General features: G+C 61.2%; 19 protein-coding genes and 1 tRNA gene. 6 read left to right on the forward strand and 14 right to left on the reverse strand.

Annotation, left to right across the window (positions count from 1 at the left end; genetic code table 11):
* Positions 1-331 precede the first annotated feature (331 nt).
* Positions 332-703 carry a DUF779 domain-containing protein gene (locus JQ633_RS04620; protein WP_211982938.1) on the reverse strand — a complete coding sequence of 124 codons (372 nt, stop codon included), beginning with the start codon at positions 701-703 and terminating at the stop codon, positions 332-334.
* 124 nt (positions 704-827) lie between these two features.
* On the reverse strand, positions 828-2,348 hold the full coding sequence (exaC, locus tag JQ633_RS04625; RefSeq protein ID WP_211982940.1) for an acetaldehyde dehydrogenase ExaC: 1,521 nt from the start codon (positions 2,346-2,348) through the stop codon (positions 828-830).
* A 293-nt stretch (positions 2,349-2,641) separates the two neighbouring features.
* Between exaC and JQ633_RS04630 the strand changes: the two genes are divergently transcribed.
* On the forward strand, positions 2,642-4,675 hold the full coding sequence (locus JQ633_RS04630; protein WP_211982942.1) for a methyl-accepting chemotaxis protein: 2,034 nt from the start codon (positions 2,642-2,644) through the stop codon (positions 4,673-4,675).
* A gap of 173 nt (positions 4,676-4,848) precedes the next feature.
* Here JQ633_RS04630 and JQ633_RS04635 read toward each other — a convergent pair whose 3' ends face one another.
* Positions 4,849-5,217 (reverse strand): DUF3175 domain-containing protein, encoded by a 369-nt coding sequence (locus tag JQ633_RS04635; protein WP_211982943.1) that lies wholly within the window; start codon positions 5,215-5,217, stop codon positions 4,849-4,851.
* Between the two features lie 181 nt (positions 5,218-5,398).
* Here JQ633_RS04635 and JQ633_RS04640 point away from each other — a divergent pair, with 181 nt between their 5' ends.
* The 4 genes from JQ633_RS04640 to JQ633_RS04655 all read left to right on the forward strand — a co-directional run bounded on the left by JQ633_RS04640 (position 5,399) and on the right by JQ633_RS04655 (position 9,848).
* Positions 5,399-6,895 (forward strand): MFS transporter, encoded by a 1,497-nt coding sequence (locus JQ633_RS04640; RefSeq protein ID WP_211982945.1) that lies wholly within the window; start codon positions 5,399-5,401, stop codon positions 6,893-6,895.
* A gap of 27 nt (positions 6,896-6,922) precedes the next feature.
* A complete protein-coding gene (gene otsB, locus JQ633_RS04645) occupies positions 6,923-7,720 on the forward strand; it encodes a trehalose-phosphatase (protein ID WP_211984089.1) in 798 nt (265 codons plus the stop codon).
* A gap of 199 nt (positions 7,721-7,919) precedes the next feature.
* Positions 7,920-9,371 carry a trehalose-6-phosphate synthase gene (locus JQ633_RS04650; RefSeq protein ID WP_349631517.1) on the forward strand — a complete coding sequence of 484 codons (1,452 nt, stop codon included), beginning with the start codon at positions 7,920-7,922 and terminating at the stop codon, positions 9,369-9,371.
* 387 nt (positions 9,372-9,758) lie between these two features.
* Positions 9,759-9,848, forward strand: a tRNA-Ser gene (locus JQ633_RS04655).
* Between the two features lie 268 nt (positions 9,849-10,116).
* Here the strand turns inward: JQ633_RS04655 and JQ633_RS04660 are convergent.
* From JQ633_RS04660 to JQ633_RS04680, 5 genes are all read right to left on the reverse strand, one after another.
* Complete coding sequence (locus JQ633_RS04660) at positions 10,117-11,019, reverse strand: GIY-YIG nuclease family protein (RefSeq protein WP_211982947.1); 903 nt, start codon at positions 11,017-11,019, stop codon at positions 10,117-10,119.
* A 29-nt stretch (positions 11,020-11,048) separates the two neighbouring features.
* Positions 11,049-13,385 (reverse strand): DEAD/DEAH box helicase family protein, encoded by a 2,337-nt coding sequence (locus JQ633_RS04665; RefSeq protein ID WP_211982949.1) that lies wholly within the window; start codon positions 13,383-13,385, stop codon positions 11,049-11,051.
* Positions 13,386-13,393: 8 nt separating this feature from the next.
* A complete protein-coding gene (locus tag JQ633_RS04670; RefSeq protein ID WP_211982951.1) occupies positions 13,394-15,364 on the reverse strand; it encodes a site-specific DNA-methyltransferase in 1,971 nt (656 codons plus the stop codon).
* A 635-nt stretch (positions 15,365-15,999) separates the two neighbouring features.
* The gene (locus JQ633_RS04675) at positions 16,000-16,995 is read right to left on the reverse strand and encodes a bifunctional DNA primase/polymerase (RefSeq protein WP_211982952.1); all 996 of its coding nucleotides are present in this window, start codon (positions 16,993-16,995) and stop codon (positions 16,000-16,002) included.
* 3 nt (positions 16,996-16,998) lie between these two features.
* A complete protein-coding gene (locus JQ633_RS04680; protein WP_349631518.1) occupies positions 16,999-17,220 on the reverse strand; it encodes a helix-turn-helix transcriptional regulator in 222 nt (73 codons plus the stop codon).
* A gap of 192 nt (positions 17,221-17,412) precedes the next feature.
* On the opposite strand from JQ633_RS04680, the gene JQ633_RS04685 reads away from it, so the two are divergent.
* Positions 17,413-17,631 carry a hypothetical protein gene (locus tag JQ633_RS04685; RefSeq protein WP_211982956.1) on the forward strand — a complete coding sequence of 73 codons (219 nt, stop codon included), beginning with the start codon at positions 17,413-17,415 and terminating at the stop codon, positions 17,629-17,631.
* Between the two features lie 5 nt (positions 17,632-17,636).
* Here the strand turns inward: JQ633_RS04685 and JQ633_RS04690 are convergent, their stop codons facing one another.
* The 6 genes from JQ633_RS04690 to JQ633_RS35390 form a co-directional block, all read right to left on the reverse strand.
* Positions 17,637-18,287 (reverse strand): hypothetical protein, encoded by a 651-nt coding sequence (locus JQ633_RS04690; protein ID WP_211982958.1) that lies wholly within the window; start codon positions 18,285-18,287, stop codon positions 17,637-17,639.
* 103 nt (positions 18,288-18,390) lie between these two features.
* Complete coding sequence (locus JQ633_RS04695) at positions 18,391-18,822, reverse strand: DUF488 domain-containing protein (protein ID WP_211982960.1); 432 nt, start codon at positions 18,820-18,822, stop codon at positions 18,391-18,393.
* Complete coding sequence (locus tag JQ633_RS04700) at positions 18,823-19,458, reverse strand: DUF488 domain-containing protein (RefSeq protein ID WP_211982962.1); 636 nt, start codon at positions 19,456-19,458, stop codon at positions 18,823-18,825.
* A gap of 8 nt (positions 19,459-19,466) precedes the next feature.
* Positions 19,467-20,147, reverse strand: a complete 681-nt coding sequence (locus JQ633_RS04705; protein WP_211982964.1) for a dual OB domain-containing protein — start codon at positions 20,145-20,147, stop codon at positions 19,467-19,469.
* Between the two features lie 193 nt (positions 20,148-20,340).
* On the reverse strand, positions 20,341-21,543 hold the full coding sequence (locus JQ633_RS04710) for a tyrosine-type recombinase/integrase (protein ID WP_211982966.1): 1,203 nt from the start codon (positions 21,541-21,543) through the stop codon (positions 20,341-20,343).
* 220 nt (positions 21,544-21,763) lie between these two features.
* Positions 21,764-22,237, reverse strand: coding sequence for an enoyl-CoA hydratase-related protein (locus JQ633_RS35390; RefSeq protein WP_349631519.1), 474 nt, complete (start codon positions 22,235-22,237; stop codon positions 21,764-21,766).
* Positions 22,238-22,240: the final 3 nt, after the last annotated feature.

Here is a 22,240-nt window from a genome sequence, read left to right on the forward strand (position 1 = left end):
CGCAAACCGTGACGATAGCTCGGGCCGGGTGCGATCGCAGGACTGCGTGGCCGGCTGGCAACCGTATTGTGCAAGGGAGACAACATTTGCCGGCCATGCCGCCGGCACGTCCGTTCGACGCAAGCGCCACTGGCGCCGTGCGACGCAATGACATGGGACGCCTCCCGATGTGTTGTTCCGGACCGCGGGCAGCGGCCGGTCGCTTATAATGAGTCTAAATTATCGGGGCCGGCCCTGCCGTCAATCGGGAACGCGGGGGGACCAAGGTAGTAGCCGGTAACGCCGGCTGGCCTGGATCGTCCGGCCAGCGCATCGCGCCTGGCGCGGCGCGTCAGGCTGTGCGCTCGGCGGCCTCGAGTTCCGCGACCTCCTGGTCGCTGAACACCCGGCTCCGGGTCAGGAAGCGGACGCCCTCGGGCGCCTCGAGCGAGAAGCCGGCTCCCCGGCCTGGCACGACGTCGATGATGAGCTGGGTGTGGCGCCAATATTCGAACTGGGCGGCGCCGATATAGAAGTCGCAGCCGGCGATCTGGCCGAGATGCACATCCTGGCCGCCGATCCGGAATTCGTTGACGGGGTAGCACATCGGCGCGCTGCCATCGCAGCAGCCGCCCGACTGGTGAAACATCAGCGGGCCGTGCTGCGCCTTCAACCGCGCGATCATCGCTTCGGCTTTCGGCGTGACTTCGACCCGGGCTACCATCGCCGTTCCCCTTGGTTCGAGTAATCCCCACGGTCCGGGACGCGGCGTCCCGCACCGGCGGAGAAGCGTTGGCGGGCGCGCCTCGGGAGGAGGGAAGGGGCACGCCCGCCTGGTCGCCGTTGCCTCAGAAGAATCCGAGTGCGTTCGGCGAGTAGCTGACCAGGATGTTCTTGGTCTGCTGATAGTGCGACAGCATCTTCAGATGGTTCTCGCGGCCGATGCCGGACTGCTTGTAGCCGCCGAATGCCGCATGCGCGGGATAGAGGTGGTAGCAGTTGGTCCACACCCGGCCGGCCTGGATGGCGCGGCCGAAGCGGTAGGCGCGGGTACCGTCGCGGGTCCACACGCCGGCGCCGAGGCCGTACAGCGAGTCGTTGGCGATCGCCAGCGCTTCGTCTTCGCCGTTGAATTTGGTCACCGACACCACCGGTCCGAAGATCTCCTCCTGGAAGATGCGCATCTTGTTGTGACCCTCGAACACCGTCGGCTCGACGTAGTAGCCTTCGGCGAGCTCGCCATCGAGATTAGCTCGCTTGCCGCCGGCGAGCACCTTGGCGCCTTCCTTCCGGCCGATGTCGAAGTAGGACAGGATCTTCTCGACCTGATCGTTGGAGGCCTGAGCTCCGAGCATGGTCGACGGATCGAGCGGATGGCCCTGCTTGATCTTCTCGACGCGCTTCAGCGCCCGTTCCATGAAGCGATCGTAGATCTTGGCGTCGACCAACGCACGGCTCGGGCAGGTGCAAACCTCGCCCTGGTTGAGCGCGAACATCGCGAAACCTTCCATGCACTTGTCGAAAAAGGCATCATCCTCGTTCATGACGTCGGCGAAGAAGATGTTGGGCGATTTGCCGCCGAGCTCGAGCGTCACCGGGATGATGTTCTCGGAGGCGTACTGCATGATCAGCCGGCCCGTGGTGGTCTCGCCGGTGAAGGCGATCTTGGCGATGCGCTTGCTGGCGGCAAGCGGCTTGCCGGCCTCGACACCGAAGCCGTTGACGACGTTGATGACGCCGGGCGGGATGACGTCGGCGAGCAGCTCCATCAGCACGAGGATGCTCACCGGGGTCTGCTCGGCCGGCTTGATGACGATGCAATTGCCGGCGGCCAGCGCAGGCGCGAGTTTCCAGGTCGCCATCAGCAGCGGGAAATTCCAGGGAATGATCTGGCCGACCACGCCGAGCGGCTCGTGATAGTGATAGGCGACGGTGTCGTGGTCGATCTCCGACATCGTGCCTTCCTGCGCGCGGATCACGCTGGCGAAATAGCGGAAATGGTCGACCGCGAGCGGCATGTCGGCGTGGGTCGTCTCGCGGATCGGCTTGCCGTTGTCGAGCGTCTCGACCATCGCCAGCAGGTCGAGATTTGTCTCGACGACATCGGCGATCTTGTTGAGGACCTTCGCCCGTTCGGTGACCGAGGACTTGCCCCAGGCCTCCCTGGCCTTGTGCGCAGCGTCGAGCGCGAGCTCGATGTCTTCTGCCGTTGACCGCGCCACCTGGCACAGACGCTTGCCCGTCACCGGGCTCGGATTGTCGAAATACTGGCCTTTGACCGGAGCGACCCACTTTCCGCCGATGAAGTTTTCGGACTTGTCGCGGATCAGCTTGGTTCCCGTCACCTTCGCAAGTGCTTCCTGATACATCGCTTCCTCCGTTTTCGCCGGGGCTTGTCTCTGTTGTTCAAGCCTTGGTCCGGACGGCGCCGGACATTGCGATATATACATGTGAATACAACGGAGACCAAGGTAGTAGCGGTGCCGCCCCGGCAGGCCCGATGCCGCCCGGTCGGGGCAGTCGGCTCCGCCGGACCGGCCGTGGCGATTTTTTCCGTGCATTTACGCACCCTTATCTATTCTGCCTTAGCTTTGCCGGTCGGGGACTGAGGCGGCGGGGGCTGCCTGATCCCGCATGGTTTGGAATGAAGACGAGGGGCGGCATGTCGGGGCTAAAGCGATCGCGTTCGATCAAACTCCCAACCCTTCGCTTCCGCGCCAAGATCATGCTCGGCTTTGCCGTGACGCTGGCGCTTTCGGCGGCCACCATGGGCTTCGCCTATTTCGGCTTCGAGCGGGTCTCGACCGGGGTCGCATCGTACCGCCAGAGCGTCGCGGAAGCTGATCTCGCCCGCAACATCGACCGCGAGCTGATCTCCTACCGTTCGCTGGCGCGCTATTTCGTGGCGACCGGCAAGGAGGAGGACGCCAAGGCGGCGCTCGCCGCCGAAGCCAGCCTGAAAGAGGCCATCCTCGCCTCGATGAAGGGCACCACCAACCCGGCGCGACTCGAGCAGATCACCAAGCTGGAGCGCGAGTTCCGCGCCTTCACCAAGATCTTCGCCGAGATCGTCAGGATCAAGAACGACAGCGCGCAGACGGCGCAGAACCAGCTCGTCCGCAGCGCGACCTCGATGCGCTACAAGCTCGACGATCTGCCGAGCAACGCCGACGACACCGAGCTTGAATCGATCCAGTTCGGCGCCAAGAAGCTGGCGGACCAGCTGCAGTCGATCACCGGGGCCGTCACCACCTTCGTCGTCAATGGTGACAAGTCGGTTGCGGCCAGCGCGCTGGCCCGGCTCAAATTCACCGAGAACCTGCTGAAGGCGATCACGTCGAAGAACGAGCGGATCACCCAGGCGGTGAAGGACGTCGATGCGCTGCTGTCCGAGTACCGCGCGGCGCTCGCCAAGCTGATCGAGAACTCGAAATCGATCGATGAACTGACCGTCGAGATGACGGAATCGGCGTCCGCCATCAGCCAGGGCGCGGCGGCGATGAAATCCGATCTGGTGACGGACCAGAAGCGTCTCGAGACCGAATCGCAAGCCACGATCGGCGACACCGAACGGCTGATCCTGCTGCTCGCCGCCGGCAGCCTCGTGCTCGGGCTGGTCTGGGCGTTCCTGCTCGGCAAGGGTATTTCGCGGCCGATCGCGGCGATGTGTGCCGCGATGCGCGAGCTCGCGGCCGGCAATTTCGATGTCGTGCTGCCCGGCCTCGGCCGCCGCGACGAACTCGGCGAGATGGCGAGCGCGGTGGAGGAATTCAAGGTGCAGGCGGTCGCCAAGGCGGAGCGCGATGCCGCGAGCCAGGAAGCGCAGAACAAGGCCAGCGCCGCGGCGCGCCGCGGAGAATTGATCCGCTTCGCCGACGAATTCGAATCGGCGGTCGGCTCGATCGTCTCCAACGTCTCGGCCTCCGCCGCGCAACTCGAATCGGCGGCCGGCACGCTGACGCGGACCGCGGAGACCACGCAGAACCTCTCCAGCCACGTCGCCGGAGCCTCCGAGGAGGCCTCCAGCAACATGCAGTCGGTGGCTTCCGCGACCGAGGAGCTGTCCGCCTCGGTCGACGAGATCGGCCGCCGCGCCAAGGAATCCAGCCAGATTGCCGACGCCGCCGTGCGCCAGGCCGAGCAGACCGACGCGCGGATCGGCAAGCTCTCGCGTGCCGCGCAGGAGATCGGTGACGTCGTCAAGCTGATCACCGCGATCGCCGAGCAGACCAATCTGCTGGCGCTGAACGCCACCATCGAGGCCGCGCGCGCCGGCGATGCCGGCCGCGGCTTTGCGGTGGTTGCCTCCGAGGTGAAGTCGCTGGCGAGCCAGACCGCCAAGGCCACCGACGAGATTTCCAACCACATCGCCGGCATGCAGTCGGCGACGCAGGAATCGGTCGCGGCGATCAAGGAGATCGGCGGCACCATCGGCCAGATCTCCGGTATCGCGACCAACATCGCAAGCTCGGTCGAGCAGCAGAGCGCGGCCACGCAGGAGATCGCGCGCAGCGTTCAGAACGTTGCGGCCGGCACCCAGGAAGCCGCCTCCAGCGTCACCCAGGTCAACCGCGGCGCCACCGAGACCGGAGCCGCCTCCGAAGAGGTGTTGAGCTCAGCGCGTTCGCTGTCGGTCGAGAGCACCCGTCTGCGCGAGGAGCTCGATCGCTTCATGGCGAACATCCGCGCGGCGTAACGCACGCGCTGACGTATCAACCACCGTCGTCCTGGCGAAAGCCAGGACCCATTACCACCGTTCGTTGTTGCCTTGCGTGCAATTCTCCGCGTGCCTTTTTCCAACGGCCGCGGCGTATGGGTCCTGGCCTTCGCCAGGACGACGCAACTAACTGGGATCGCCGGACGACGGCTCTAGTCCCGTCCGAACTGGTGCCTCAATTCCACCTTGGCGCGCTCCAGCCGTGAGCGCTCGGTCTTCGGCAGCGTCTTGCCGGCGCGGTTGATGTAGAAGGTCAGCATCGACAGTGCGGAACGATAGGCGCCGCTCTTGCGCCGCTCGCTGTGCTCGGCGGACGCCTTCAGCGACGCGGCGATCTTCTTCGCACTGGTCTGCTTGAACACGCCGGCCTTGAGATCGAGCGCGTCGCTCTCCTTGGTCACGCGCTGCGACCAGCGTTTCGATGTCGTCTTGCTCCCGCGCTTCCGGCGCGCAGTGCTTGCTGTCCGGCTTGCGGATTTTCGCGCGGTTTTGCGCTTCGTCGTCTTGCGTGCGGCCATCATCGGCTCCTTCAGCTTTCAGCCGAGAAACAGCCTGATGCGATCGCGGTTCCTGGCTGCAATGCGGGAACCCTCCTGCAATGCCGGCGTTATTTCGGCGTGGCGGGCATCCGTTTGCCGCAATCCCGGGGGTTAAGGACCTTGGAGCGTTTCGTTCCAGGGTTTTTCTCATTGGTCTGGCGTGATGACTCTGCAGCGGACACAGCCGATCTCTACGACAACGGACGCGGTGACGCCGGTGACGCCGGCGGCGCCTGGCGATGACCGCATCATCGAGACTTCGATACCGGTTCGCCTCGACAACCTGACCTGGAGCGGCTTTCACACCCGTGTCGTATTGGCGCTCGGCATCACCTGGATCCTCGACGGGCTCGAGGTGACGCTGGCCGGCGCGCTGTCGGGTGCGCTGAAGGAGAGCCCGACGATGAGCTTCTCCAATGCCGATGTCGGCATTGCCAGCAGCGCCTATCTCGCCGGCGCGGTGCTGGGCGCGCTCGGCTTCGGCTGGCTCACCGACCGGATCGGGCGCAAGAAGCTGTTCTTCATCACGCTCGCGCTCTACCTCTCCGCGACGGCCGCGACCGCGCTGTCGTGGAACGTCGCAAGCTACGCGCTGTTTCGTTTCCTGACCGGCGCCGGCATCGGCGGTGAGTACACCGCGATCAATTCGACGATCCAGGAGCTGGTGCCGGCGCGCTATCGCGGCTGGACCGATCTCGTGATCAACGGCAGCTTCTGGCTCGGCGCGGCGATCGGCGCCGTAGGCGCCATCGTGCTGCTCGATCCCGCGGTGCTGGCGCCCGATCACGGCTGGCGGATCGCCTATTTCATCGGTGCCGCGCTCGGCCTCGTCGTGCTGTTCATGCGGATGTGGATTCCCGAGAGCCCGCGCTGGCTGATGATCCACGGCTATCCCGACCAGGCCCACAAGATCGTCGCCGATATCGAGACCTCCGTGCTCGGCCACGAGCAGTCGAGCGAGAACTTCGACAAGATCAAGCTCAGGATGCGCGATCACACGCCGCTGCGCGAGGTCGCGGTGACGCTGTTCTCGACCTACCGGCAGCGCTCGCTGGTCGGGCTGACGCTGATGGCGGCGCAGGCGTTCTTCTACAATGCGATCTTCTTCACCTTCGCGTTGATCCTGACCGACTTCTTCGGCATCCCCTCGCGCGATGTCGGCTGGTACATCCTGCCGTTCGCCGCCGGCAACTTCCTCGGGCCGCTGCTGCTCGGCCGCCTGTTCGATACGCTCGGCCGCCGCACCATGATCGCGCTGACCTATGGCGTATCGGGCGTGCTGCTGGCGCTGTCCGGCTACCTGTTTTCGATCGGTGTGTTCAGCGCGCAGACCCAGACCATCGCATGGATGGTGATCTTCTTCTTCGCCTCGCCGGCCGCGAGCGCCGCTTACCTCACCGTCAGCGAGACGTTCCCGCTCGAGGTCCGCGCGCTCGCCATCGCGGCGTTCTATGCGATCGGCACCGGCATCGGCGGGGTGATCGGGCCGGCGCTGTTCGGCGTGCTGATCGACACCGGTTCGCGCAACAGCGTGTTCGCCGGCTATCTGTTGGGCTCGGCCCTGATGCTCGTGGCGGCCGCCGTCGCCTGGCGGTATGCCGTCGCAGCCGAGCGAAAATCGCTCGAATCCGTTGCACGGCCACTGGCATGTGTGGAGTAGACTATGACGAAGGATGATGTGGCTGAAATGACCGTGGATGATGATATCGCCCGTGGCGGCGCGACCAACAGCGAGCCGGCGCCGGCATCGCTGATCCCGCCCTTGAGCCGGACCGCGGTGCTGCTCGACATCGACGGCACCTTGCTCGATTTCGCACCGACACCGCGCGAGGTCTGGGTGCCGCCGGAGCTTGCGACGACCCTGAGAGAGCTGCATGCGCGCACCGATGGCGCGCTGGCGCTGGTCAGCGGGCGTTCGTTGAACGACATCGACCTGATCTTTGCACCCGACATGTTTCCCGCGATCGGCGGCCATGGCGCCGAGATGCGGCTGCAGCCGGACAGCGAAGCGGTCGCCACGCATTCGCCGCCGCTCGACAAGGAGTTGAAGCGCCGCCTCGCCGCGATCGCCAAGCTCAGCCCCGGCATCCTGCTCGAGGACAAGGGCTACTCGCTGGCGCTGCACTACCGCCTCGCGCCGGCGGCAGAGAAGGCGATCTACGAGGCGGTGTCGCTGATCCGCGCCGAACTGCCGAACGCGCCGATCGAGGTGCTGCCGGGCAAGAGCGTCTGCGAGATCAAGCATGCCGGCTTCACCAAGGCGAGCGGCGTGCGCGAACTGATGACGCATGAACCGTTCAAGGGTCGGCGTCCGTTCTTCATCGGCGACGATGTCACCGACGAGACCGTGTTCGCCATCATGCCGGAGTATGAGGGCTTGGCATTTTCCGTCGGCCGCCGCGCAACCGGCGTCGCCGGACATTTCGGTGCGCCGAATGATGTGCGCGAATTTCTTGCGCGTCTGCTCGGCGACAAAGGGACGTGAGCCTGTCCTAACCGAATCATCGCGCTGAATTATTCGTTGGTCGAATGCGGCGAACTTGCGTCGAAATTTGTTCGTCGCAAGTTCCCACTGGTTCCGTGTGTCTTCGCCAGAATTTGGTTTCAATTGGGAGATTGTTTGATCCGGAACCATCTTGATGAATGGTTGTTAATACGCGAGTTGACCAACAGGAGGGGACCTGGTGAACCTCGTCGTCGTATCGAACCGCGTTTCGCGCGGAAAGCCCAATGAACCCATCACGGGGGGCCTTGCAGCAGCATTGCTGCCGGTTGTTGAGAAGACAGGGGCGATCTGGGTAGGTTCCAGCGGACGCGTCCGCGACGGGAACCTGAAGGAACCATTCGCAGAGGTCGAAGCTCTCGGTGCCGGCGCGCTGGCGATGCTCGATCTGCCCGCCGCGCATTACGGCGGCTATTACGAAGGCTTCGCCAATTCCGCACTGTGGCCCGCGCTGCATTCGCGCGCGGATCTGATTCGCGCCTCGCATGAGGACTATGCAAGCTATCGCGAGGTGAATGCGTTCATGGCGCGCGCGCTGCTGCGCTTCCGCAAGCCCGATTCCGCGTTCTGGATCCAGGATTATCATTTCCTCGCGCTCGGCGCCGAGCTGCGCGATCTCGGCGTCGCGCAACCGATCGGCTTCTTCCTGCATACCCCGTGGCCCACGCGCGCGGTGATCTCGGGCGTGCCGCATCATCGCGCGCTGATCGAGGCGATGCTCGCCTATGACCTGATCGGCTTCCAGACCGAGGAGGATTGCGAGAACTTCCTCTCCTACGTGAAGAACGATCTCGATCTCGCGGTGCGCGACGGCGTCGTGATCTCGTCGTCGGGACGCACCCGCGCCGCCGTGTTCCCGATCGGTATCGATCCGCAGAAATTCGCGCAGCAGGCCACCAAGGCGATGACGCATCCCGACGTGACGCGGTTGCGGCGCAGCCTCAACGGCGAGAAGCTCGCGATCGGCGTCGACCGGCTCGATTATTCGAAGGGCCTCGGCAACCGCATCAAGGCGTTCGACCGGATGTGGACGATCCAGCCGGGCCTGAAGCGCGCGGTGTCGCTGCTGCAGATCGCAACGCCCTCGCGCGGCGCGATCGAGGCTTACGGCAATCTCGCGAGCGAGGTGGCCAAGCTCGTCACGGACGTCAACGGCGTGCATGGCGAGGTGGACTGGACGCCGATCCGCTATCTCAACAAGGGTTTTGGCCAGGGCGTGCTCGCGGGGCTCTACCGCACCGCGCAGGTCGGCGTGGTGACGCCGCTCAAGGACGGCATGAACCTCGTCGCCAAGGAATACGTCGCCGCGCAAAATCCGGACGACCCCGGCGTGCTGGTGCTGTCGAAATTCGCCGGCGCCGCCAACGAACTCGACGCCGCGCTGCTGGTCAACCCGCACGACATCGACGGCATGGCGCGCACTATCGCGTCGGCGGTCGCGATGCCGCTGACCGAGCGGCGGACGCGCTGGGAAGCGATGATGGCGAAGCTCAACGGCCACACCATCCAGCAATGGTTCGCCGATTTCATCGAGGCGCTGCAGGACACCCACAGCACCGGCGATGCCGCGCTGCCCGAACCGCGCACGATGTGGCCCCGCCGCACCGCCGATCTCGCCGCGCGATATCATTGAACGGGTGGTGAGGCCGCAACGATCACCGGCCACGAAACACGCTGTCATCACCCGGCTTGACCGGGTGATCCAGTATTCCAGAGGCTGTGGTGATAGAACCGAGAAGCCGCGGCGTACTGGATCACCCGGTCAAGCCGGGCGATGACGCCGGCGTGGGAGACATAGTTTCGCAACCTCGCGACATGATGCGGCACCGGCAGTGCGATTGATTTGCATCGCTCTCTGATCAATTACCTGACGAGAGCTCGGCCCGTTGCCAGCAACGCTACGCAACAAGGCCGAAGTGAACGTAAATTATCTAGTAAATTCAACGCATTGTGGAAATTTTACGCGCAGCCCTCGCGCTCCCTTGCAAAATCCGCCCCGGCCCTTCAAGAGAGGCCTCCCGGAGAGATGGCCGAGTGGCTTAAGGCGCACGCTTGGAAAGCGTGTGTGCGGGAAACCGTACCGTGGGTTCGAATCCCACTCTCTCCGCCAGGGCGTCCTCGTAAGATATTGAAATATCGAAAAAATTATCTTCTTGTGGGTAAGTTTCCCCACCGGCTTCCCCACCCGCTCGGTGAAGACCTGGCCAATCGCTCCATGATCGCACCGCGCCGAGCCTCTCTCATTTGCTCGTCATCCTGAGCCTGACATGACCAGAGCAATCGCATCAGTTTTTTTATTTGCAATGCCCCCTGCTTCGGCCAGCCGCCTCCTACTACGGATTGTCAAAAGGCGATTTTCGACGGACTAGCTAGGCCGTTCAGGACGCGGGGACAGTGCTCAACTGTTGTGCTTCCCAGTCCTTATAGGTCTGCCCGTCCGGCGTTTTCCATTCCACCGTGCCGTTCGCGGGTCGTCCGTTGACTACCGCCGCCGCAGCACTGGGACTTTTGAAGGCGTAGTTGTTCGCGAACACGCACACTGTACCCTGGGGCTGAAGGACGCCCTCGTTACGAAGCTCCTGGTGAAGCTGACCGTAGCTCGTCATCTCGGAGCCTACACCTTCCCACGCGAGGCGCGCCGTCGATCCTGCTTCCACGACAAATTCGCCCTCCACCAGCACTGCTCTAGCCTTCACCCCATGCTTCTTCGTTTCAAGGATGAACTCAGCTGAGGGGGCCTTCGCAGTGGGTGCCACAGTCGGTGTTGGCCGGGTGCGCTGAATGAAGAGGTCGACGCGCACTGCAGGCAGGACAATAAAAATGTTCTCCAGGAAAGCCTCCATCTTGGAGACGTCGGCTTCGCTAAGAGTTGGACGAGGTGGGTTGGTCCCATTGTCGAGCGGGGTTCTTCCGACGGACTTGGCCTGCTCGATCAGACGCGCTTCCAAATATCGTACATGAGCTTTGTTAAGCTTATTGCCGGCGGTCGTCACGAGAACTGCCATGCTCCACCAATCCTTGGCTGCGTCGTGCGATTTGATCCGGCTGCCGATGTCTTCACTCTCACCAACGTAGGCTAAGGTCTCGCCTTCTTTTTCGCCTAAGAGAAGATAGATGCCGGCGTAGCATGCTTCGGTGCGGGCGAGTGCTTGAGACAACTGGGCCCGCGGGACCAAAAGGACATGGCCAGTCCAATTGAACATTTCCGCCGTCAGCATTCCGTCGGGTTGCCCGTTGATGTAATGCAGTTCCAAGCTTCGACCGAGGGCCGGCGACGTCATGCGGAGTTCTCGCGTTCAATGGTGATGGTTTATTTCTGAAGGCATGCCTCGATAGCTTCCGCAATAGTCTCAGTGTGAGTGGGCTGAATGCGGCCGTTGCGGAGACGCCAGACCGTGTGGCCGGTTGAGCCTGACCTCTTGTTGAACTCACCGGTCGGCGCGATGCTCCATTCGCCCCTTGTAATGAGCCGGATCACGAGGAGGAGGCCGTCCTCTATTGGTTCGATGTCAAAAAGCTTTCTCCCGGCGTCCTCGGTGATCAGATGATCGCCCTTCGTGTCCAGCGCGAAGACAACCTTGTCCAGCCAGACCAGGAAGTCGGGCGAAAAGGTTCGAGTGTTCCCGTGGTCCAGGAGTGGGATAGAGAAGCCGCCCTGCGACGGGTTGCGACACCATACGCGCTTCGTCTTGTCGAGCGCTTCCGCGAATGGCCGCTCATCATTGTTGAGGCCGCTATAACCGCGGTGAATTGCGTTCTTGAAGAGCGTGAGCTTCGCCTCGTCGATGGGCACGTCGCCGACGACGTAGGGATGGTCGAGTGCATTTTGCACGAGCTTTGAGCGTTCGATGTAGGTCTTCACGATGCCGTGCGCCTGTTCGCGGAGATGATCCGCAGCGGCGCTATTGTACTCGACCAGTGCGTCGAACTTCGGGTGCTCGATATCGCAGATGTTGATTGGACTAAGGGTTCGGTCCCCCTGGGCCGGGAAGAGCTGCTGAATCTCGCGGCGAAGGATCCAGCGCGCTGTGACGCGGTTGCTGTGCTCAACCTCAACCCATTCTTCGGTCTGCGTGGTGCCTTCGCCGATGGTCTGAAGAACCTGGATGCGCCCTCCCTTGCCAATCGTGCTCGGGCCACCCTGCCTAAAGTCGACGATGCGATCCACAATTCGACCCACCGGGACCCTGGCCTCGCTTGAGTCGATGCTGACCGTCGGCACCTGACGCTGCTTAGTGGCCTCAGCATAGACGCGAGAGCCACCCTTTGTGGTCCGACGGACGGTGAGCGTGATCTCGGGGCTGTCGGCCGCGAGTTTGCGTTCCACGTCCTGGAGGATGGCTTCAAAGACGCCGCGCTCGTCCGTGCGGATGTAGAAGTGTGCAGTATTAAGGCTCGGGGCGGCATAGTGTTGTGCACCCGGCTGTCGCAGGACACGTCCCACGATCTGCGTCACCTGATCGGGCGAGCCCATGTCCTTGTCGATGTACGCGAACGCGCATTCCGGCTCATCCCAGCCTTCTTGGAGGCCGAGATTGAAGATGATGTGCTCGTAGCCGCCCGCGATGAACGTGTCGTAGTCAGAATCGCCACCTGCGAATAAATTAAATCCCCTCGGAGGCGGGAATTTGGAATCGAATCGGAGGTCGCAGTAGACTGCGATCTTTGCCGGGTCGATCTTCGCGTTCTCGACCAGATGACGCCATATCTGAATCGGGCGTGCCTGCCGTTCATTGAACGGCCGCGCAGCATCCTCGCGCATCGTGCCGCCTTCCGGAACGTTCGTGGTCGCAACATAGATAGCCTTCGGGCGAAACGTTAGGCCGAGATCGTGCGCTGCCTGGGTCGCCTGCTTCATCTCTGCAAGCATGTCGTCGACGGCGAGTTCCATCGGCGTGAGGTAGCCGCCGAGCATGATGTTCTTCTTCACAAGGCCGGAGCTCACTACATCGGAGCTGCGGAGCTTCGTGACGAGATCGTCGTCAGTCCAGCGCTTGTCGTTGCGAAGCCGCTCGATTGTTGAGGAGAGCGCTTGAGGTACGCGGGTCGTGGCGGACGCCGCGATCAATGCGTCGGGCATAAGCTCCATGAGGAGCTGCGTCTGCTGGTCGGAGAGGTTATGGCCTTCGTCGTAAACGACGATGAGTGGCCGGCGCCGGCCCTGGCGGTCTCGCCTCTCCTTAAGCTGGTCCCACAGGGACTGCTCGGCGACGTCGAGCCCGACACGGAAGATGCGACGGTCGCCCTCCTCTTTGTCACGCTGATTGAAGCGGCCGACGGTCGCAATGAGCAAAAGGCCGCGGCTGGAATCCGCCACGGCCTCGGGACTGCATTCGAGCAAGGGCGTTACATCAAATTCACCGACGAGGCTGCTGTACTTACCCGTCGAGAGATTCGTAAGCGTCTGCCACACAACGATGCGGCCTTTAGAGAGCCACAGCACGATCGGCTCTACGCTCAACTGGGAGCGGATTTGCTCCACGGCGTCGGCGAGGATCAGGGTCTTTCCACTGCCCGTGATGGCCGAAAGGTTCTGATAGAAGGGGACGAGCTGCCTACGAGTGACCGTGAGCGGGTCCTGCATGTATGTCTGGAACCGCTCGGCAATCTGACTTGCTGCCGCGGCCTGGAACGGAAAGAGCTCCATGTCGGGTTTTAGTCCTCTTCGTTGAAACGATCACTGTTCTCGTTGAGACCTAAATGGGCGAGAATCTTGTCGGGGATTTTCCAGAACTGAACGTTCTTGGATTGATACAGCTCGTAGCGCGCATAGACGTGGTACGGCGGCTTCAGCTCGGCTTTCTCCGCGTCTTTCAGTACGTCCTTGTACGTCTCGCGGTCGAGCTGGCCCACCGGCCCTTCGCCGTCCCAGATGATAAAGTAGCCTTCGCCTCGGTCGTTCTTGCCGACGAGGTAGCGATACTTCGGCTCTTCGATACGGATCAGCCCCGGAGAGCTGCGATTCGAAGTCTCCCAGTGCGATGTAATGACGACGTCGACGAGCTCGTCTTTCTTCATCGATAGGACAGTCTTCGCGTCAATTTGCTTGGTGAGGAGCCGATATTCAAACGCTCCGCCGAGAGGAGCTGCCCTGCCGCCGTTTGGCCTCTCTCCGGTTATCGCGTTGTGCAATCGCCTCCAGGTCAGCGTCCTGGCGTATTTGTCACCTGCCTCGGGAGAGCCTTGCTCGATCAGAATGAAACGACGAGAGGCGTCCGTATCGCTGTTGAGCTGAAGCACGGCATGTCCAGTGGTGCCCGTGCCGGCATATGGATCGAGAACAACACCCGTTGGAGGACACCAGATCTGTATCAGCTTTTTGATGAGTGCCAGCGGTTTGACGGTCGTGAAATTGTGGCCTGGACCGACGACGGTATCGAGCTCTTCGAGGCCCTCTCTTGTGCGGCCCGTTTCTGAAGAGCTCCACGAGACGGCACCGAGCTCTACTACTTCCTCCTCATCCACCCAGAAGGAAGTCGGTACGACGCCAGCCTTAATCTCCGATCGATATACCTTGTACATCGGTTTGGCCGTGCCCTTCATACCGAAGTACAGCCTAGGCCATGCGCCCTCTTCCAGCTTCTTCATCGCCTTGCTGCGTGCAGCGCGAAGAACCTTGTGCTCGAGGCTGAAGTCCTTGTCCGTTGGTAGCGGCGCATCCTTGATAACCAGTGCAGGCGTGCGCCCGTCTCGTAGATCACGTTCAACAACATGAACGCCCCAGGCAGCCAGCCACTCCTTCATGCGGCGCTTTTCGAACGCCCAACATCGGTTCTCGCTCGGGTAGTGCAGCTCTCCATCGAATGGAGATTGCAACGCATAGAGCGCGGTCGGATGGCTATCCGCGCCGGTCCCCGTTAAGTCACCTTGCTTCCAGTCTCCGTCTGGATCGTTATCGGGATTTCCAAAGCGAGCATTCGACTTTTCAGTTCGATCGAGGAGCCTCGTCTTGGCGGAGGCGAGGTCCTTGGCGTAGACGAGCACATATTCCGTCGTCGCCGACACGTGCTTCGTATTATTTTTTACGGTCGTCTTTTGCCAGTTGATAATTGCGAGCCGATTGTCCTCCCCGAACACCTCGTCCATGAGCATGCCGAGATGGAAGAGCTCGTTATCATCGATGCAGATGGCCAAGACGCCGCTCGGCTTGAGCATCGCCTTCATCATCTGGAGCCGAGGCATCATCGCCTTGATCCATTTGGTGTGCCGCGAGCCGTCGTCCTTGGCCACGAGAGTCCCAAGGTCGGGGTCGTTCGGGTCCTTGTCCCAGGCGTCGTTGTATCGGAACTGCTGGCCGGTGTTGTACGGCGGGTCGGTGACGATGAGGTCAATCTGGCCCCGGTATTTGTACAGGGTCACCATCGCCTGGAGGTTCTCGCCCTCAATGAGCAGGTTCCGGCCCTGCTGGTCTGGCGGGCCGACATGCAGCTTCGACTCCCGGCGCATGACGCGGGGACGCACCTTGCGGCCGATCTCAAGAGCCGAGCGTTTGCCACTGAAGCTGAGCGCGACGCCTCCACTCAGAAGCGATTTGACGAGCTTGATCAAGTCCTCTTTGTCGAGGAAGTCCAAGGGGTTGGGTTGCTCCTGATCGGCGCGCAGAAGTTTTTTTACGATTGCGGACATCGGTCCCCCGGAAGAGGCAAAAGGCAGCGGAATCGACAGATACTACGCCGAACAAATCGAGAACAAAAGTCCTGCTGCCTATACTTGCATATCCGGTGGGGCTCCACCGGCCAAGCGCTTAACGCGCGCCATCACCAAAATGCTTACCTCTCCATTGGGAAGGTCTGTTGAGCGAAGCCTAAAGTGATGCAAGCGCCCAAGGCTCGTCTTCCAGTTGCCGCCCCAGCGCTTGGCTCTGGACCTGGACGAAGTGGCCCAGCGGTGAGACAGCCGGTGCCTTTCCCACATCGGTTTAGCCAACTCGCTCTGCGTGAGGCTGATCGGGAGTGCGTAAAAGGACCAGAACTTTCCACCCCCTATAAAGGGCAATTTCGATTATTTGACCGAAAATGAGAGGAGCGCCTGTGCGGCAGGCACTTCTCGCAGAATCGAAATTCCACGAAAATCCGGGAAATGCCTATTTTCTCAAGCGCGTCGATCCTCTCAGAGAGGGCGATCGACGGCCGACCAGGCCTCCTGGCATCGGCCCCCAGACCAGGGTCCTGCTACCATCCTCACAACCCGTAGCTAGGTGCTACTGGTCGGATAGAGAAGTGTACCGTAGAGGATAGCCTACCAAGGACGGTAGGCGTCTCTCACCTCTGCTTCCTAGCCTTTCCCCAGCGGTATTCGACCGCCTTGCCCGGCTTTGGCTTCGTGAGTGGCACGATCCAGCCGGTCCGGATCGCCTTGCGACGAACGCGCCGGAACTGCTCGCGAGGCCATTCAAACTTTTCCCTCAATCCATCCGCGACCAAAAACCTGGCATCCGGCCCGTTCTGTGCCTGCAACCAAGCTATCAGAGCCGTGAAATACGGGTCTTGAACCATCTCGTCGAGTGACGCTGCGGTCAGCCAAGCTCCGTGGCGCCCGATGCGGTTGGTGCCGTCGATAGTGTACTTCCAGGCAGACCGCGCGACGTTGACCACCTCGTCGTCATGGAGAGGAGGGACGCAAGAGTCCTCATTGAACGTCCTCGCCACGTCGAGCAGGTCGTCGAACGTGTCGCAACTGTGTGCATCGCGCATGCAGTGCCGCCAGAGCATCTTGTTACGTTCGCCCTCGGGTGCGGGCCTGCGGTGCGCCTGATCTCCAGGCCACCAGGCGTTCTGCATGAACGGCAGATTGGGCAGATCGTCCAGCGTGCCCTGAACGATCTCATAGGCCATGCGCTTGCCCTCTGAGGGCGGAGCAACGACATACCCGTCACCGAGCTGATCGATCGGAAGCTCATTTCCCCAAGGTCGGATCTGGCGCTTCTCTCCCCCATGACGGTACCATGCTTGAAAGTTTCCCGAGCCGGTGCGGACCACGAACGGGGTCTCGCCGTGGCGCGCTAAGGCATCGCCAAGGACATTTTCGTCTTTGCAATCGACGTCCAGGACCGTCAGGCCGGTGATACGGCCACAGGCCAGTCCGAACGCGCTCGCGTCGGCGAATTGCTTCCCGAGCTTTTCGCTCCTCAAACTTCCGACCTTCATATATCCACGGATCGCCGGTCGCTTATCGTTGCCGATGACCTTGACCGGGAACGTGGGAAGCCCACGAGCGGCATATTCCGGCTGCCACTTCGCAAAGATGCCCATTGCCATGGCTTACGGCTCTCGTGTGAAGCCGTTGGCGACGAGGGTTTGGATTTCTTCGGCCCTCCAGGCGGTGATGCGCGGCCCTAGCTTCACGGGCTGGGGGAAGCGGCCCGACTTCACGCCGGCCCACCAGGTTGACTTGCTAACGGGGATGGGACCAGCCGGGGCGAGGACTGCCGAAAGGCGGAGGAGCCGGTCAGTCGAAGAGGGCGAGTTCAAGGGACACCTCAATGCTCTGATGAGAAAGAGGTGCCTTATTGATCAGGCGCGGATCGCCTTGGACGAACTCGGATAGCGGCTATCCGATTTCGGAGAACCGCTGCCGCTCTACAAACCGATTTCGGATTGGTGCTGTCTGAAATCGCACAACGACCGGGGGCGTCGTGACACAGCTTGGCCTCACCATCGAAAAAGGAGTTGGACTTGACAGAGAACTTTGATTGGACGGCCAACGACGAACTGGTTTCGGTCCGAAAGCAGAATGCGATCGCTGTTTATCTCTCCACGACCGGGACCGTCGTTGTTCGACAGCAGGGGGATGAACCGGGTTCCGATAAGTGCATCCACGTAGCGGCGCACCTTGTGCCGGACCTCATCGACCGGCTGGAAGACGTTTTCTGTTCGGCCGTTTCGGCTGGCTAAGCCTCTTATTGGCCGCCGCCGTCGTAATCCGGAGGCGGCCAATCTAGTTCTTGCATGGCCGTTCTCAGACGACTCAAGACCGTTTCCTGGGTCACCGTGGGAATTTGGTGGCGCTCTAAGTCGGTGACAATATCTCTCGTGGCCGTGTTTCTCGAGTTCCTGGGATTGAAGGTATAACCTGCAACTGCCATTCCCAGGACGAGCTTGAGGAGGGACTGCCGCTCCCGGGCATTCGGAGCGGGATCGGCTTCGAGCCTTTGCTTTTGCGCTTCTAGCTCGGCAATTCGAGCGAGCAGAGCTTCTCGGGTCAACGCTGCTTCGGGCAGAGTTTGTACATTGGAATACGATCCCCTGATGCACTCTTTCAGCGCAGGGTTGATCCACACGCCCATATGTTCCGCCCATGGCAGCAGGTCCGGAGGCGAAATCCTATCCGGAGAGCCGGGCAGCAATTCGGTTCCGCAGTGACGCTCGATTAGCGTGCGCGTCCGGTGAACAAACTTTTGAGCGGAAGGTATGTCGATCGGCTCGCTCGGATCGCACTGGTGAATCAAGGCAGATGATTCGAATGCCGTCCAGAACGGCATCTTGCACCAAACTCTGTAAATACCCTCGACGAGGTCGTCCTCTTCTTCTTCGTACCAGGCTTGAGACATTTGCATCCGGAGGCTAGTCAACGGGGGCTGGATAGAGCACAAGCTCGCCGCGATCAACTACGGATCAGGGATATCTTTACCCCCTACGCTGTTGCGAAGTCATTCAGAGGTGCTCGATCTCCACGTCACCCCATTTTTCCTTCAGGTATTCGACCACGAGACGGCGATGGCAATGGTGCGGCTTATCTTCGCTGCACAACAAGCAACTTCCGTCCAGTCGTGAGCGGTCGATGTTTTCAATTTTGCGCCGAGCCATTAAGTCGAGGAACTTCTCCGCGTAAGTGGCCCACGGTCCTTTGTCTTTTTTGTATTGGTCAAGAATATCCTGGGTCGGCGCCAATTCGGACATGTGCTCGTAACCGATTCCGCCAATAGATGATGCGAAGTAGCGAAGATCATCTCTTTTTGCGAATCCAGCCAGCTGCGAAACATTGTTCAACCGAACATCGACCAGTTTCTTGACGCGCGCTCGCGATAGTCTCGTGAAAAATGACTCGGCTGATGTTTTCGTAAATCCGATCGTAAAAAGCTTCATTCAGCTGCGCCCCACATTTTTCGGTCCGACTCCCGCTGAAGCCGGCGACTCAGGCGACTGCTCGCGATAGGCGATTTCGTTCGCCTGACGCGCATATGCTTCACGTACGACGACATCGTAGGTCCGGAACATATCGTTGCTTGGAATCCCTAGCATCTTGACCAATCGTTCAATGGCGTGCGTATGATCCTCGCTGGTGCCGTCCGCAAGGATGTGTTTGATTGGCACGCCATCCTCCTCCAGTGATCGCGATACTAGGATGGTACGATGGCAGTCTAACGGTTCCTTTTCGGCGCACATTAATGCCAAGCGGTAGAGCTTTGTCCCCTCCTTCACTCTTTCGATGCCACGCCTGAACAGGTCTGTCCTAGCGAGAAGATCGTACTGGACTTGGCCATCGCGGTAGCAGTTCTTGTCCTCGCTTCGCGCCCCCAGTTCCGCCCCGAGGAAGACATATGCGATGCCAACCTCGCGCAGAGCGTTCTTCAGAGACTCGCGATTGAACTGCGGATTCATGCGGCTGTAGGGTCGCGAACGCACGTCGCAGAGCGCTGTGATGCCATGCTGCTTCAGCAGGGCGATCAGCTTCTCCACCGGGTGCGTTGAGTGACCAATAGTATATACCGCGTCGACCATGCCTCAACCTATAATCGGTCGGATGTAATAACTGCGGCGACCAGTTTTGTGGCCGAGCCATTGAGGATTTCTGCCAGACTAACACAGAGACGCGATCCGTCCACGGCGTACGCGCCGTCCGGTTCCGCCAAGTATTTCGTCTCAATCCACGGATCGGTCACCACAAAATTGTAGTTGGTCCCATTGAATGTGAACTTCGCGCGGACCCTCCGCACGGAGCCCCCGCCGAACTTCGATTCACTTGCGACCACCAGTTCAAGTTTAGACGGTTCGATGAGTAGGAGAGACCCTTTAAGACCTTTCGCGATTGCTTCGTCGACCTTGTCGTTTAAGCCATGATAGCTGTGATCGCCATCCGACCAAAGCGGCCCTTGGATGTTGTCCGTCGCGTTGACGATCTGAGTCCATGTGGCGCGCCCGGTCTTGCGCCAATAGAAGCCATCATCGATCTGGTGATTCTCAGTCTGGTGATCACTTGGCGCTGGTGCGCTCATCGACACACGTACGATATCGAGCAAGTCTGCTGAGGTGCCATCCTTGTATTCGGCGTCCTTACCCGAAATCGAATTGCCGTGCTTGGCATTGATGGGGCGGACCCAATCACCAATTTTGTTGCTTTCAAATTTCTTCCCTGCAACACAAGCCCCACCAGGTCTTCGGGAATTAGCAAGACAGAGAATGGTCTCCACGTATTTCGGACTTGGCACAGCGACGCCCCTCCCCAGCCAACCAGTCGAGGGATTAGGATAGCACACGTATAGATTTAGTGATGCGTTTTCGAACCCGGTGCTCGACGTGCGGGATATTAAGAAGGAGCAGGAAAGAAGGGGCGCCTTTGTCTCGGGTCTCAACCCAGTCACGGCGTTGAACCCTGCTCGATGCTCAAGCTCTCGTCTGCTTTTTAGACCTGGGCTTGGGCGCTTTACCGTGGCAGTACGTCTGCCAAGCCTCCATAAGCTTGCGGCGCTTCTCGAGGGCATCGCCACGTCGATAGGCGCGTTCGGCCTTGTCTCCGACTATGTGCGCAAGTGCGGCTTCCGCAACCTCCCGCGGGAACGCAGTGGCATCGCCGGCCCAGTCCCGAAACGAACTGCGGAATCCATGGGGGGTTGCGTCCACTTCCATCCGTTCTAGGACCGCTTCCAGTGAGGTCTCGGACAGTGGCTTGCCGCGCTTCCCGCCGGGAAAGACGAACTGGCTCTCCTCGGTGCGGAGCCGTTTCATCTGCCGCAGGATTTGAATTGCCTGGCTGGTGAGCGGAACGCGGTGTTCGCGACCACCCTTCATTCGGGGGCCTGGGACGACCCAGAGTCGGTCATCGAGCGATAGCTCAGGCCAGACGAGGCCGAATACTTCGCCGGAACGCGCGGCTGTTAGAATTGCAAACTCCAGTGCCCTCGGTGCTACTCCTTCCATCTCCCTCAGCCGCTGCATGAAGGCGGGCACCTCCTGGAAGGGGAGAGCTTTGTGGTGCCCCCTCGTTAGCATTGGTCGCCTTGGCAAGATGGCGTCGAGATGCCCGCGCCACTGTGCTGGGTTCTCTCCGGAACGCATGCCGCGCGCCTTGGCGAAGCTCAGGACGCGCTCAATCCTTCCCCGCAGTCTGGAGGCCGTCTCCGGCTTCGCGCGCCAGAGCGGCTCCAGAACGGCCAGGACGTCGTCGGTCGATATCTCTGCTACCGGCTTCAACCTGATCTGTTGGCAATACCTCGTCAGAGTCATAGTCCATTGCGCTCGGTGCTTCTCGTTCCTCCAGGACGGAGACATGCTTTCGACCAGCGCGTCGGCCGCCTCCCCGAAAGTGACTTGTGACCGCTCGGTATTGCGGGCCGCCAGGGGATCACGTCCTTCAAGGACGATCTGGCGAGCATTGGCAGCCTTCTCTCGGGCCTTGACCAAGGGCACATCTCGCAACGGCCCCAAGCCCATCTCGCGGCGTCGGCCGGCCGTCTTCCACATGAACACCCATGACGCGGCCCCGCTCGGGCTAATGCTGAGATACAACCCGCCGCCATCCGAGTGACGACCCGGCTTTGTGAGTGTTGCGACCTTGCGGGCGCTGAGCTTGTTGACCAACTTGGCCATCGTTCCCCACCTTCTTCCCCACCCGGCACCCCGGATTTCTCGGGATTCAGTTGGACGACAACGGATGGAGAATGTCGTAAAGTGCTTGCAGGGAAGCGTCTAGCGAAACCAAGTTGGACGATGTTGGACTTTGGTATGGCGGACACTCTCTCCGCCATTCGGATGATCTCGTGCAGGGCTACGGCCAGTCGAGTGCGATCTTTCCCGTGTTTCTGTGTCTTCACGCCGGTCGTTTTGCCGACCGCTGAGCCTTGAGATAGCGCTCCACCGACTCCCGATGCTCGTCGCTCAGGTGCGCCAGCGTCTGGAGGGCCGCGGTTGCCTCCAGCGAGCTGGACAGCTCACTGCGCTCCGAGAGCCGGAGGAGGCGCTTCGTATATCTGAGAGCGAGACCGGAATTTGCGGCGATTTCGGCAGCCAGAGCATGTGTCCGGTCGAGCAGCTCGTCATCCGCGACGACCTCGGATACCAGTCCATAGCGAAGTGCAGCCGGGGCGTCGATGACGCGGCCGGAGAATGCCATTTCGGCTGCGCGCGAGTGACCGATGACACGCGGCAAAAACCAGGCGCCGCCGATGCCGGAGATCAATCCGAGTTTGACGAATGTCTCCGAAAAGCGGGCCTTGTCGGACGCGATGCGCATGTCGCACATGCAGGCGAGGTCCAATCCGGCGCCCATCGCCGGCCCGTTCACGGC

The sequence above is a fragment of the Bradyrhizobium tropiciagri genome, assembly GCF_018130505.1.
GTDB classification, from domain to species: Bacteria; Pseudomonadota; Alphaproteobacteria; order Rhizobiales; family Xanthobacteraceae; genus Bradyrhizobium; species Bradyrhizobium tropiciagri_B.